At 67.6% G+C, this 13,726-nt stretch carries 11 protein-coding genes; 7 read left to right on the plus strand and 4 right to left on the minus strand.

The features are described 5' to 3' along the window. The first annotated feature begins 75 nt into the window (after nucleotides 1–75). Nucleotides 76–2,388, plus strand: coding sequence for an MMPL family transporter (locus ACYQ5L_RS03490; RefSeq protein WP_459955423.1), 2,313 nt, complete (start codon nucleotides 76–78; stop codon nucleotides 2,386–2,388). 39 nt (nucleotides 2,389–2,427) lie between these two features. Here the strand turns inward: ACYQ5L_RS03490 and ACYQ5L_RS03495 are convergent, their stop codons facing one another. Then, entirely contained in the window at nucleotides 2,428–3,072 is a 645-nt protein-coding gene (locus ACYQ5L_RS03495; protein WP_459955424.1) for an MBL fold metallo-hydrolase, read from the minus strand. Nucleotides 3,073–3,226: 154 nt separating this feature from the next. On the opposite strand from ACYQ5L_RS03495, the gene purS reads away from it, so the two are divergent. Beyond that, the gene (gene purS / locus ACYQ5L_RS03500) at nucleotides 3,227–3,460 is read left to right on the plus strand and encodes a phosphoribosylformylglycinamidine synthase subunit PurS (protein WP_067531202.1); all 234 of its coding nucleotides are present in this window, start codon (nucleotides 3,227–3,229) and stop codon (nucleotides 3,458–3,460) included. Continuing rightward, a complete protein-coding gene (purQ, locus tag ACYQ5L_RS03505) occupies nucleotides 3,457–4,134 on the plus strand; it encodes a phosphoribosylformylglycinamidine synthase subunit PurQ (RefSeq protein ID WP_459955425.1) in 678 nt (225 codons plus the stop codon). The genes purS and purQ overlap by 4 nt, the downstream gene beginning before the upstream one ends. A gap of 154 nt (nucleotides 4,135–4,288) precedes the next feature. Here purQ and ACYQ5L_RS03510 read toward each other — a convergent pair whose 3' ends face one another. Continuing rightward, a complete protein-coding gene (locus ACYQ5L_RS03510) occupies nucleotides 4,289–5,374 on the minus strand; it encodes a substrate-binding domain-containing protein (protein WP_459955426.1) in 1,086 nt (361 codons plus the stop codon). Between the two features lie 47 nt (nucleotides 5,375–5,421). Between ACYQ5L_RS03510 and ACYQ5L_RS03515 the strand changes: the two genes are divergently transcribed. After that, the gene (locus ACYQ5L_RS03515) at nucleotides 5,422–5,871 is read left to right on the plus strand and encodes a MarR family winged helix-turn-helix transcriptional regulator (protein ID WP_459955427.1); all 450 of its coding nucleotides are present in this window, start codon (nucleotides 5,422–5,424) and stop codon (nucleotides 5,869–5,871) included. A 143-nt stretch (nucleotides 5,872–6,014) separates the two neighbouring features. Then, nucleotides 6,015–7,334: a M18 family aminopeptidase gene (locus ACYQ5L_RS03520; RefSeq protein ID WP_459955430.1), complete on the plus strand. Its 1,320-nt coding sequence runs from the start codon at nucleotides 6,015–6,017 to the stop codon at nucleotides 7,332–7,334. A gap of 17 nt (nucleotides 7,335–7,351) precedes the next feature. Here ACYQ5L_RS03520 and ACYQ5L_RS03525 read toward each other — a convergent pair whose 3' ends face one another. Next, nucleotides 7,352–8,623 carry a glycosyltransferase 87 family protein gene (locus tag ACYQ5L_RS03525; RefSeq protein ID WP_459955432.1) on the minus strand — a complete coding sequence of 424 codons (1,272 nt, stop codon included), beginning with the start codon at nucleotides 8,621–8,623 and terminating at the stop codon, nucleotides 7,352–7,354. A gap of 196 nt (nucleotides 8,624–8,819) precedes the next feature. On the opposite strand from ACYQ5L_RS03525, the gene purL reads away from it, so the two are divergent. Then, the gene (purL, locus tag ACYQ5L_RS03530) at nucleotides 8,820–11,114 is read left to right on the plus strand and encodes a phosphoribosylformylglycinamidine synthase subunit PurL (RefSeq protein WP_459955434.1); all 2,295 of its coding nucleotides are present in this window, start codon (nucleotides 8,820–8,822) and stop codon (nucleotides 11,112–11,114) included. Nucleotides 11,115–11,496: 382 nt separating this feature from the next. Here the strand turns inward: purL and ACYQ5L_RS03535 are convergent, their stop codons facing one another. Continuing rightward, nucleotides 11,497–11,784 (minus strand): YiaA/YiaB family inner membrane protein, encoded by a 288-nt coding sequence (locus ACYQ5L_RS03535; protein ID WP_379192595.1) that lies wholly within the window; start codon nucleotides 11,782–11,784, stop codon nucleotides 11,497–11,499. Between the two features lie 168 nt (nucleotides 11,785–11,952). Here ACYQ5L_RS03535 and ACYQ5L_RS03540 point away from each other — a divergent pair, with 168 nt between their 5' ends. Continuing rightward, nucleotides 11,953–13,725, plus strand: a complete 1,773-nt coding sequence (locus tag ACYQ5L_RS03540) for an alpha/beta hydrolase (RefSeq protein ID WP_459955439.1) — start codon at nucleotides 11,953–11,955, stop codon at nucleotides 13,723–13,725. The last annotated feature ends 1 nt before the right edge of the window (nucleotide 13,726 follow it).

The raw sequence follows: 13,726 nt of genomic DNA on the forward strand, positions 1-13,726 counted from the left end.
CTATCAAGTAGCAAACTCACGTAACGAGTGCACGACTGACCGAAAGCGCTATCCGGCGACCGCTAGGAGATGCTCGTGTCCGTCTATCTGTACCGGTGGGGCAGGTTCGCGTATCGACGCAAGTGGATCGTGCTGCCGATCTGGCTATTGCTCTTCATGCTGCTCGGCGGCCTCGGCGCCGCCCTGCAGAAGCCGATGAGCAATGACTTCGACATCCCGAACCTGCCATCGGAACGCGCCACCGAGATTCTGGACAAGCACTTCCCGGGCATGTCGCAGGCGTACAAGTTCGACGCGGTCACCGGTGTTTACGTGATCGGCGCGCCGACAGGGACCAAGCTCACCGACGACGCCAACCAGCAGGCGATCAAGGGGCTCATCCAGCAGCTGGAGGGGCTGGGGATCGTCGATCACAGCAAACCGATCACCGATCCCATTGCCGCCGCCCAGGAAATGGGGTGCCTGGACGGTGATCGCAACTCCAGCGAGTTCGTCTCCAAGTGCTCCAACGCACCGCTGAACGTGCTCAATAGGGAGAATCCGGATTCCGTTGCCATTCTGAGTGTTCCGTTCACCCTCGAGAACTTCGCCGATGTCACCGCCGATGATCGCAAGGCCGCCTACGACGTTGCCGACGGTGCGCGGGGGGCCGGGCTGACGGTCGAACTGTCCGGCACCATCGCCATGGAACAGCAGCAGCCCAGCGGTAAGTCCGAGATGATCGGCATGGGCTTCGCCTTCATAGTCATGATCATCTGCTTCGGCGCCATCGTGGCGGCCTTCGTGCCCATCATCACCGCCATCGTGGGCCTGGGCGCGGCGACCTCGCTGATCTTCCTGGGCACCTCGGTGCTGTCGGTGCCGAGCTTCACCACCTTCCTGGCCTCCATGATCGGCATCGCGCTGTCCATCGACTACGCGCTGTTCATCGTGTCCCGTTACAAACACGAACTGTCCGTGCAGGATTCACCTGAGGAAGCCGCGGGCGTGGCGCTCGGCACGGCCGGGTCGGCGGTGGTGTTCGCCGGTCTGACCGTGATCATCGCGCTGGTCGGCCTGAGCATCGTGGGCGTGCGCTTTCTGACCTTCATGGGTCTGGGCGGCGCGGTCGCGGCCGGATTCGCGGTGCTGGTCGCGCTCACGCTCATGCCCGCGCTGCTCGGCGCGTTCGGGCGGTTCCTGTTCAAACCCCAGCTGCCGCTCATCGCCAAGTACGACCCGGAGGACGACACCCACGTCACCAATGGCATGCGGGTCGGGCAGCTGATCGGCAAGCTGCCGTGGGTCGCGCTGGTGCTCAGCGTGGTGGTGCTCGGCCTGCTGGCCGTGCCCGCCGCCAAGATGAATCTCGGTCTGCCGGGCGAGGATTCGATGCCCAAGACCTCCACCATCCGCAAGGCCTACGAATTGCGCACGCAGGGCTTCGGCGAGGGCAGCAACGGCGTGCTGCAGATCGCGGTGGATCTGTCCGGCACCCCGGCCGAGCAGCGGCAGACGGCGGTGACGGCGCTGCGCGACAGGCTCGCCTCTTATCCGGATATGAACTACGTGACCGAGCCGACCTGGAGCGAGGACGGTCAGGGCGCGCAGTTCGAGGGCGTGCCCAAGACCGGGCCCAACAACCAGGAGACCAAGGACCTGGTGCGCGAGGCCCGCGACGCCGAGGCGCAATTCAGATCCGATTACGGCATGCAGTACGGAATCACCGGCACCACGGCCATTTACGCCGATATCGACCACGTGCTGCTCGGCAAGATCGTGCCCTACCTGGCCATTGTCGCCGGTGCGGCCTTCCTGCTGCTGATCGCCGTATTCCGTTCGGTGCTGGTGCCTTTGACGGCGGCGCTGGGCTTCCTGCTGTCCATGGCCGCCACCTTCGGCGCCACTGTCTTGATCTTCCAGGAGGGCAAGTTCGGCCTCATCGAGGAACCGCGCCCGATCATCAGCTTCATGCCGATCATGTTGATCGGCTTGGTATTCGGCCTCGCCATGGACTACCAGGTCTTCCTGGTGACCCGCATGCGCGAGGAATACGTGCACGGCGAGGAGCCCACCGAGGCCATGATCAAGGGTTACCACCACGGCGCCCGCGTGGTCACCTCGGCCGCCATCATCATGATCTTCGTCTTCGGCTCCTTCATCATGGAACCCGACGCCAGCGCCAAATCCATGGGCTTCGCCCTCGCCGCCGGCGTCCTGCTCGACGCCTTCATCGTCCGCATGATCCTCATCCCCGCCCTGCTGGTGCTCATGGGCAAGGCCGCCTGGTGGATGCCGAACTGGCTGAGCCGGATCGTCCCCGATATCGACGTCGAGGGCGCGCGCCTGCGCGAACTCCAGCAGCGCGAGGCCGGCGCTCGCGCCCGGGAATCCGTCGCCCCGCATTGATCGGAATATCGGAAGGATATGCGGGACGGTGGTTTTCGATCAGAACTCGGTGTGGTCCTCGGCCTCGATCACCTTGAAATCGGTACCGGCCGGAGCCATTTCGTTCAAACGACCGAAATAGATGCCCTGCGCTTCCGGAGCGATGATGCCGAAATGAATGGGAAAAGCGGTGCGGGGGTTCACCGCGCGCAGGTAATCCACCGCTTCACTGATCCGCATCCACGGGGCGGCGGCGGGAATGGCCAGCACGCCGACATCGACCGGCGGAACCCACAGGGAATCGCCGGGATGGACGAATTGGGCCGGATCCTCCGGGGTGCCGAGCTGGAACACGGTGTTGTCGATGACCGGGATTTCCGGATGGATGACCGCGTGCCGGCCGCCGCCTCCGGTGATCTGAACGTTTCCGACTTTCAGGACGTTGCCCGCGTGCACCCCCTGCCAGGGCTCCTCCCGTGATGCCGCGGTCTGCGGGTCCGCGAGCAGCTGAGCCTGCGGATTGGCCTCGATCAGGGCGCCGATGCGGTTCGGGTCGATGTGATCGGGATGCTGGTGGGTGACGGCAATGGCGTCCAGCCCGGTAATGCCCTCGAAGCCGTGCGAGAAAGTGCCCGGATCGAAAAGGATCTTCGCGCCGTTCAACTCCACGAGAATGCATGAGTGTCCGAAATGGGCTATGCGCATGTTCGCAACGGTAGTCGCCGGGCGGTGTGTCGCACACCACGACCGGCGTGACCCGGCGGCGCGCGCGCAACCATCGCCAACTACCCTGATCAGCGGAACCCCCGCTCGGCCAGTCGTAGGCCCGGGCGCCGCCCCACCAGCTGAGGAGCAACGCGTGGCACGTGTCGTTGTCGAGGTGATGCCGAAGGCCGAAATCCTGGATCCGCAGGGTCAGGCCATTGTCGGCGCACTGGGGCGCCTGGGGCACCCCGGAATCTCGGATGTGCGGCAGGGCAAGCGATTCGAACTCGACGTTGCCGATGACGTGAGCGACGCCGAACTCGAGCAGATCGCCGAATCGCTGCTGGCCAATACCGTCATCGAGGACTGGAAGGTCGTCCGGCTGTGAGCGCACGCATCGGAGTCATCACCTTCCCGGGCACGCTCGACGATGTCGACGCCGCCCGCGCGGCCCGGCTCGCCGGCGCCGAGGCGGTCGCCCTGTGGCACGCCGACGCCGATCTGAAGGGCGTCGACGCGGTCATCGTGCCCGGCGGCTTCTCCTACGGCGACTACCTGCGCACCGGGGCCATCGCCAAGTTCGCGCCGGTCATGGGCGAGGTCGTGCAGGCGGCCGGCCAGGGCATGCCGGTGCTGGGCATCTGCAACGGTTTCCAGATCCTCTGCGAGGCGGGTCTGCTGCCGGGTGCGCTCACCCGCAACGAGGGCCTGCACTTCATCTGCCGCGACCAGTGGCTGACCGTCGAATCCGCGGATTCCGCGTGGACCTCGCGGTACGAGCCGGGTGCGCAGATCCTGGTGCCGCTCAAGTCCGGTGAGGGTCGCTATCAGGCCTCCGCGGCCGTGCTCGACGAGCTCGAGGGCGAAGGGCGGGTCGTGTTCCGCTACGCGGGCGACAACCCGAACGGTTCGCAGCGCGGCATCGCCGGTGTGTCCTCGGCCAATGGTCGCGTGGTCGGCCTGATGCCGCATCCGGAGCACGCCACCGAGCCGCTGACCGGACCCAGCGACGATGGGCTGGGGATGTTCCTGTCCGTGCTGGACGCGCTCGTCTCCGCCTGAGGGAGAAGGGGGTGGGGGTTAAACCCCCATACCCCCTTAGTGGGGGAGTCCCCCACACCCCCTTAGCCGGGAGTCCCCGCACCCCTGAGTGGGGAGTCCTCACGCCCTCTTAGCCGGGAGTCCCCGCACCCCTGAGTGGGGAGTCCTCACTCCCCTAGCAAATCCTGTCGAGGATATCGAACTCGACTCCCTCGGCGCGGGCGATATAGGTCGGCCGCACCACTTGGTTGCCGTCGAAACCAATTCCGCCCGAGGGAGTTTCCAGGGTTGTTCCCTCGTTCACCGCGGCATGTACCTGCGGTACTTCCAACGATCCGGCGGCCTTGGCCAGTGCATGGAGCGTGTGCACGGCCTCGTACTCGGTATTGCTGAAGTTGGTGAGCGCCGGGGCGAACGCGCCGTGCAGCCGCCGGTAGCGCTCGGCGCGCTCGCGCCCCTCGGGCCCGTTGACGAAGAAGCTCGACGGCACATACAGATTCCGGTTCGCCCCGCGACCGGCGCCGAGCAGCACATTGTCGTCCACCGCGGGGCTCACCCGCAGCTGCCGCTCATCGCGCCCGAAATGGTGGAACTGCTTGTTGAACCGCGCCACATCCGCGCCCACCAGCAGCACGATCACCCCATCCACCAGATCCACCCGGGGATCGGCGAGGAAATCGGTGAAATCCTCGGTGCCCAGTGGTACGAACCGCTCCAGCGGCAGCGACGGCGCCGACTCCCCGTAGCGGTCGGTCAATTCGGCGCGCACCACTTCCGCGGTGCGCCGCGGCCACACGTAATCGTTGCCGATGATCGCCCACCGCCGCGCGCCCAGCTCGTGCCGCAGCCAGCGCAGGGCGGGCAGGATCTGCCGTCCCGGATCCGATCCGACCAGGAAAAGGCCTGGTGGCGGCCGGTCCACGCCCTCGTGATCGGTGGCGAACAGATACGGCACCCGCCCGGCATTGGCCCGGCTGACGGCCCGGCGCACGGCCGAGGTGTGCCAGCCGGTGATGGCGTGCACCATGCCCGTCGCCAGCAGGGCCGAGACCTCCCGCGCCACCTCCTCGGGTGCGCGGCCGCCGTCGAGGTGGGTGACCCGCAATTCCCGTCCGAGAATTCCGCTCCCGCCGTTGATTTCTTCCACCGCGAGAGAAATGGCGGCCTCGCAGGAGGGCGCGAAGATACCGCCCGGTCCTTGCTGCGGAACTATGTTGAGGACCTCGATACTGTTTTCGGGATTCCCGCCGAACGGGGTCATCGGTTACTCTTCCCCTCGTTCGAGCTGTGATTTGACGGGCGGGAAATATGGCGACAATTCTAGGTGGCATTTCCACCCTGCATCGGGCGCTGCGTGCCGCCGAGCGCAGTTGGCTTCGTCACCTTGACGCGGCCCTGTGTGCCAGGCGGCTGACGGCCGATCAATGGTGCATGCTGACCAATCTGTCCCCGGAAACCGGTATCACCATGAGTGAGCTGGCCGCGCGGGCCCAGCTGCCGCCCTCCTCCGCCACCCGGCACGCCGATCACCTGGCCGAACGCGGTCTCATCTTCCGGGTCGCCGCCGCCGACGATCGCCGCCGCATTCTCATCGGCCTGAGCCGGCGCGGGGTGGAGCTGGTCGAGGAGGTGCGCGCCGAAGAGGTGCGAGCCGAGGCCGATCTGCGCCGCCGCCTCGGCGCGCAGGACTATCTGGAGCTGGTGCGCCTGCTCGAACAGGTCGCCGAGGCCGTTCCGGTACCGGCCCGCGGCGCCTGAGCGCGCCCACACTCCGAATACTGGTTATTACCAGTCTGCGAAATGCGGTAATTCCCAGACGCTTCCGAAGGACCCGCCGGGCGCGCCGCCGATTGGGCAACCGGATAGGAAGAAACTGAACTGGGAATGCTTAGGATTGCGGCATGCCAGTTGCCGAGACCACCGCTACCGCCGCCGGACTGTGTGAATTCATCGATGCCTCCCCGTCGCCGTTCCACGTGTGCCGCACCGTCGCCGCGGAACTCGACGACCACGGCTTCACCAGACTCTCGGAGTCCGCGCCCTGGCCCTCCAGCAGCGCGGGCCGCTACTACGTGGTGCGCGGCGGCTCGCTGGTCGCCTGGGCCGACGGCGGCCCGGGCGCGCCCACCGGTTTCCGCACCGGGCAGGCGACCCCCTTCCGCGTGGTCGGCGCGCACACCGACAGCCCCAACCTGCGGGTGAAACAGCATCCCGACACCGCGGTGGCGGGCTGGCAGATGGTCGGGCTGGAACCCTATGGCGGGGCCTGGCTCAACTCCTGGCTCGACCGCGACCTCGGCATTTCCGGACGGCTCTCGGTGCGGGACGGAAATGTGGTGCGGGAACGGTTGATTCGCATAGACGAACCCATTCTGCGGGTGCCGCAGCTGGCCATCCACCTGTCCGAGGACCGGCGCGGGGTCACCCTCGACCCGCAGCGGCACGTGAACGCGGTGTGGGGGATCGGCGGGGAACCGCGCTCGTTCATGGCGTTCATCGCCGAGCGTTCCGGGATCGAACCGGGCGCGGTGCTCGGCTGGGAGCTCATGACCCATGATCTGGTGCCGTCCAAGCTGATCGGCCGCGATCTGGATCTGGTGAGCGCGCCCCGCCTGGACAATCAGGGCACCTGCTACGCCGGGCTGCGCGCCTTCCTCGCGGCCATCGACGAGCCCGGGGTGGCGGTGCCGGTGCTGGCCATGTTCGATCACGAGGAGGTCGGCAGCCAGTCCGATCGCGGCGCCCAATCCGGGCTGCTGCCCACGGTGCTGGAGCGCATCGTGCTGACCCGCGGCGGCGGGCGCGCCGAATACCTGGCCGCACTGGCCGGATCCGTCTGCGCCTCCGGGGATATGGCGCACGCGACGCATCCGAACTACCCGGACCGGCACGAGCCCTCGCATCGCATCGAGGTCAATGGCGGGCCGGTGCTGAAGGTCAACCAGAACTTGCGCTACGCCACCGACGCGACCGGCGCGGGCGCATTCGCGCTGGCCTGCGCGCAGGCCGATGTGCCGTTGCAGCGCTACGTCCACCGCGCCGACCTGCCCTGCGGATCGACCATCGGACCCATGACGGCCGCCCGCACCGGCATGCCGACCGTCGACGTGGGCGCGGCGCAGCTGGCCATGCACTCCGCGCGCGAAATGATGGGCGCGGCAGACGTTCCCGCCTACGCGGCGGCGCTGGCGGCGTTCCTCACCCCGGATGCTCCGAGGTAGGGGAGATCATGTGGGGGCTAAGCCCCCACACCCCCTTGGGCCGCGGGCCCTTTGGCTGCCGGGTGGTAGGTCAGCACGGCGGCGACGAAGATCGCCAATGTGAACAGCACATAGCTGCTCCCGATGATCTGCTGCCACCAGGACCAGTCGAGTTCGCGATCGGTGTTGTGCGGTAGCACCCACTGCGGCCCGATGGCGAACATGACCAGCGCCAGGCCGACCGTGCCGAGATACAACCGGCTGCGGCGGCCGTTGGCGATGGCGTCGGCGGCCACGATGAGCGCCGGGGCGATCCACACCCAGTGGTGCGACCAGGACACCGGGGAAACCAGCAGCACCGCAGCGGCATTCACCATGAGCGCGGCGGTGTCGGCCCCATTGTCGAACAGCCGCTTCATCCAGACGGCCGCCAAGGCGACCGCCAGCAGCGAGAGCGCCACCCAGATGAGCGTGGCCGCCGAATCGGAGACCCCGAGCCGGAAGGCGAAGCCCTTCAGCGACTGATTGCCCGCGAAGTACGGCGGGCCGATGCGGCCGGTATCGGTCAGGGTATGGAACCAGTACTGCACCGAATCCTTCGGGAAGACCGCGAATCCCACGCCCACCGCGGCGACCGCCGACAGCACCAGCGTGACCGCGCCCCGCCAGTCCTTGCGCAGCACGAAGTACAGCAGATATCCGGCGGGGGTCAGCTTCACCGACACCGCGATGCCGATGAGCATGCCGCGCGGCCAGAACGGCTTGCGCACCAGGCAATCCAGCGTGATGGCCGCCATCAGCACCAGATTGATCTGACCGAACCCGTAGGTCTGGCGAATCGGCTCCAGCAGTTGCAGCAGCGCCACCGCGCCGATCACGATGGCCAGCCGCGTGATCCGGTCCATGCTCGGCCGCAGCCGATCCAGCACCACCCACAGCGTGAGCCCGAGCGAGGCGATGGAGGTCGCCAGCACCGCCCAGGAGGCGACCGGTAGCGACATGATCGCCAGCGGTGCGAAGAACAGCGCCGCCAGCGGCGGATAGGTGAACGGCAGCCCGATGCCGAACACCTGCGGCATGGGCCCGTACAGGTCCTTGTCGTCCAGCCAGGCGCGAGCGCCGTTGCGGTACACCTGTAGGTCGATGTAGCCGTGCCAGAACTTGGCGAAATAGCTGACGAGTGCGGACACCACGAACAGCGCCACCGCGATCAGCAGCAACTTCGTCTGCTTCGGCGTCAGCCCTGCATTCCCCTTTTGCGCGGTCACGGGCTTCTCGGCCGGATCCGCTAGCCCGGATCGATCGCTCACGGGTGAAGCGTAGCTGCCCGTCCCCACCGGGGGTTAAACGCACGGCGGTGTGCTGCCGGTGTGCTGCCGGACACAGTCGCGGGTGGGCGAAGGCACTGATTAGGAGGCAATTAGACTCACCGCTGTATCTCGCCGACTTCCTAGCAACGCCGGCACTCGGTTCCGCCTGCCCGGCCGAAAGGACTCTGGTATTCCCGTGAGCAGCCACGTCGATACCGTCAGCAACGCCGCGGCCAACCCGGACAGCCCGCAGCCCTATAAGGAACTCGGCCTCAAGGACGACGAATACGCCCGCATCAAGGAGATTCTGGGCCGCCGGCCCACGGATGCCGAGCTGGCGATGTACTCGGTGATGTGGTCCGAGCACTGCTCGTACAAGTCCTCGAAGGTGCACCTGCGCTACTTCGGGGAGACCACCACCGAGGAAATGCGCTCCTCCATGCTCGCCGGTATCGGCGAGAACGCGGGCGTGGTGGATATCGGCGACGGCTGGGCGGTCACCTTCAAGGTGGAATCGCACAACCATCCCTCCTATGTGGAGCCGTATCAGGGCGCGGCCACCGGCGTCGGCGGCATCGTCCGCGACATCATGGCCATGGGCGCGCGGCCCATCGCGGTCATGGACCAGCTGCGCTTCGGCGCCGCCGATCACCCGGACACCCGGCGCGTGGTGGACGGCGTGGTGCGCGGCATCGGCGGCTACGGCAACTCCCTCGGCCTGCCGAATGTGGGCGGCGAGACCGTCTTCGACGCCTCCTACCAGGGCAATCCGCTCGTCAACGCGCTGTGCGCGGGCGTCATGCGGGTCGAGGACCTGAAGCTGGCCTTCGCCTCCGGCAAGGGCAACAAGGTCATTCTGTTCGGCGCGCGCACCGGCCTGGACGGCATCGGCGGCGTGTCCGTGCTGGCCTCGGACACCTTCTCCGGCGACGAATCCGGTTCCGGCCGTAAGAAGCTGCCGAGCGTGCAGGTGGGCGATCCGTTCACCGAGAAGGTGCTCATCGAGTGCTGTCTGGAGCTGTACCACTCCGGTGTGGTCGTGGGCATCCAGGACCTCGGCGGCGCCGGGCTGTCGTGCGCCACCTCCGAACTGGCGGCCGCCGGCGACGGCGGTATGCACATCGAGCTGGACCGGGTGCCGCTGCGCGCGGCCAATATGACTCCGGCCGAGATCCTTTCCAGCGAATCCCAGGAACGCATGTGCGCGGTCGTCGCGCCCGCGAACGTGGATCGCTTCATGGAGATCTGCCAGAAGTGGGATGTCACCGCCACCGTCATCGGCGAGGTCACCGACGGCGAGCACCTGCAGATCACCTGGCACGGCGAGACCGTCGTGGATGTGCCGCCGCGCACCGTCGCCCACCACGGCCCGGTCTACGAGCGGCCCGTGCAGCGCCCGGCCGACCAGGACGCGCTGAACGCCGACACCGCCGCCGGGCTGAACCGGCCCGAGACCGGTGACGAGCTGCGCGCCACGCTGCTGAAGATGATCGCCAGCCCGCAGCTGTGCTCGCGCAAGTGGATCACCGAGCAGTACGACCGCTACGTGCGCGGCAATACCGTGCTCGCCGAGCACGCCGACGCCGGCGTCATCCGCATCGACGAGGAGTCCGGCCGCGGCATCGCGCTGGCCACCGACGCCTCCGGCCGCTACACCAAGCTGGATCCCTACACCGGCGCGCAGCTGGCGCTGGCCGAGGCCTTCCGCAATGTCGCCACCACCGGCGCCACCCCGAAGGCCGTCACCAACTGCCTGAACTTCGGCTCGCCGGAGGATCCGGGCGTCATGTGGCAGTTCCAGCAGGCCGTGCGCGGTCTCGCGGACGGCTGTGCGGCCCTGGGCATTCCGGTCACCGGCGGCAATGTGTCCTTCTACAACCAGACCGGGCAGACCGCCATTCTGCCGACCCCCGTGGTGGGCGTGCTGGGCGTGATCGACGATGTGCACCGCCGCATCCCGACCGGGCTGGGCACCGAGCCCGGCGAGACGCTCATCCTGCTGGGCGAGACCCGCGACGAGTTCGACGGCTCCATCTGGGCGCAGGTCGAGCACGATCACCTGGGTGGCGTGCCGCCCAAGGTGGACCTGGCCCGGGAGCAGCTGCTCGCCGAGATCCTCACCGCCGGATCCCGCGACGGCATGATCTCCGCCGCGCACGACCTGTCCGAGGGCGGGCTCGCGCAGGCCGTGGTGGAGGCCGCGCTGGCCGGTGAAACCGCTTGCCGCATCATCATTCCCGAGGGCGCGGACCCGTTCGTGACGCTGTTCTCCGAATCCGCCGGGCGCGTGCTGGTCGCGGTGCCGCGGTCGGAGGAGACCCGCTTCACCAAGATGTGCGATGCCCGCGAACTGCCGTGGGTGCGCATCGGCGTGGTCGACCAGGGTTCCGACTCCGTCGAGGTGCAGGGCCAGTTCTCGGTGACCCTGAACGAACTGCGCTCCACCTTCGAAGCGACGCTGCCCGCGCTCTTCGGGGCCTTCGAGCACTGACCAACTCTCGTAACTCTCAGGGGCAAGCCCCTGAAACCCCGGATGGTGGTGGGGTGCTCAGGAGCGAGCCCCTGAAACCCCCGATCGTGGTGGGGTGCTCAGGGGTGAGCCCTGAAACCCCGGATGGTGGTGGGGTGCTCAGGGGCGAGCCCTGAAACCCCCGATGGTGGTGGGATGCTCAGGGGCGAGCCCTGAAACCCCCGATGGTGGTGGGATGCTCAGGGGCGAGCCCTGAAACCCCCGATGGCGGTGGGGTGCTCGAGGACGAGCCCTGAACCCTATGAGGGTCGGTGCCCCTCGAGACCCTCGAACCTGCACGCATGACTCACCCCGCCGGGTTCGGACCCCTCGTGATCACCGGACTCGGCGGGGTGAGTCGTTTTCAGGGGACTTTGAACGGATCGTGTTCGGCCATCAGCTTTTCCAGGCGGGCTTCGTCTATGCGGCTGTGCACCTTCGAGGATTCGTGTTGGTCGCGGATGACCTTGGCGAGGGTGAAGCAGCTGCTCACCAGGAAAAGGGTGGACATCAGCAGGAATCCGCGCTGCCAGAAGTCCAGGGGGAGGTTGACGATGCCGATGACGATGGCGGAGAAGCTGATTCCGAACGCGATCATGGCCTGGGCCAGAAAAGCCGTGGTGCTCTTGGTCTGTGCGCTGGGCGTGCTCATGGTTTCCGAGTCTGGCGAGCCGGGGCGCCGGCGGACCCCGTACAACTACTCGAGTGCCATGGGTAGATGCCGTGCGACCGGGGCGGCGATACCGGCGCACCGGTGATCATGCGGGTTGTCACAGGCCGGGGTCCCCGGATTCCAGCGGTGGACGGCCATACTTGACGGGTGCTCGACACCGCTGACGCCCTCACGCGGCTGCGCACTCGCGGCGCCGCGGTGTTCCGGCACGGCTGGGGGCGGCGGATCGCGCGGGTCGCACGCCGCGTCGAGGCGATCATCGACCTCAATCACGTCGGCCTGGTGGTGGCGACGGTGTTCTTCGCCTGGTCGGTCACGCCCTCGCTGCTCCCGCGCGACTGGCTGTTCCAGGGCCTGATCAGCGGTGTGAACGCCGCCCTCGGCTACGGCGTCGGCTGCGTGCTGGAGTGGTTGTTCCGCACCTGGATTCGCCCCCGGCTGAAGATCGGCACCCCGCCGGAGTGGGTGCGCTACAGCGTGAAGGTGGCCGTGGTGCTCACCTGCGCGCTGGCCGCCGCCTACATGCTGGTGCTCTCCGCCGACTGGCAGCGCGAGATCTACCACCTCATGGGCATGGACGAGACCAGTTCCCGCGCCGCCTACCTGCGCACCGGCGGGCTCAGCTTCGTGGTGGGCGCGCTGGTGGTGGCGGTGTACCGCACACTGCGGGAACTGGTGCGCTTCATTGCCCGCCAGCTCAGCCGCTGGGTGCGGGTGCCGCCCGCGCTGGCGCCGGCCACCGGGGCGCTGCTGCTCACGGTGCTGCTGGTCACGCTGTTCAACGGCGTTGCGACCACCGCTTTCTGGTCGGTGGCCAACTCCGCGTTCAGCGTGCGGAATGACGAGATGACCGACTACGCGGTGCAGCCGACGGAGCCGGAACGCTCCGGCAGCCCGCAGTCGCTGGCGAAATGGGAGACCCTCGGCTCGGAGGGCCGCTGGTTCGTCTCGCACGGCCCCGACCCGCTGCTCATCGGCGCGGTCACCGGCAAGCCCGCGCGCGAACCCATCCGCGTCTATGTCGGTCTCGAATCAGCGGGTGCGAACACCACCCAGGAAGATCTCGCGGTCGCCGAACTGGAACGGACGGGGGCCTTCGACCGGAAGGTTCTCGCCATTGTCACCACCACCGGCACCGGCTGGGTCAATTCCATGAGCGCCGCCGCACTGGAGTACATGTACGGCGGCGACACCGCCATCCTCGCCTCGCAGTACTCGTATCTGCCGAGTGTGCTGTCCTTCCTGGCGGACCGGCAGAAGGTGGCCGTGGCCGGTAAGAAGATGTTCGACGCCGTGTACGCGCGCTGGTCGGCCCGCCCGCCCGAAGCCCGGCCGAAACTGCTGGTGTACGGCGAGAGCCTGGGCTCGCAGGGCTCGGAATCCGCCTTCTCCGGTCTGGCGGACCTGCGCTCGAAGGTGGACGGCGCGCTGTGGGTGGGCCCGCCCAATTCCAATGTCCTGTGGGAGCAATTCGTCTCCCGCCGCGATCCCGGCACCCGCGAGGTCGACCCCATCTACGCCGATGGCCTGGTGGTCCGTTTCGCCGCCCAGGCAACGGATCTCGCCAAGCCGTCACCGGATTGGCGCCGCCCCCGCATCGCCTACCTCATGCACCCCTCCGACCCCATTGTCTGGTGGTCCTCGGATCTGCTGTTCTCCCAGCCGGATTGGCTCTCCGAGCCGCGCGGCTCGGACGTGTCCTCACAGATGCGCTGGTGGCCGGTGGTCACCTTCTGGCAGGTGGCGGCCGACCTCACCAATGCCCAGGGCGTCAGCGACGGCCACGGCCACCGCTACGGCTCCCTGGTGCTCGACGGCTGGAGCGCCATAGCCGAACCCCCCGACTGGAATCCGGAACTGCAGGAGAAGATCCGCACCCAGATCGAACTGGCCGAGGACTACGAGCGAACGGTCAAATAGC

It is taken from the genome of Nocardia sp. IFM 10818 (assembly GCF_054655275.1).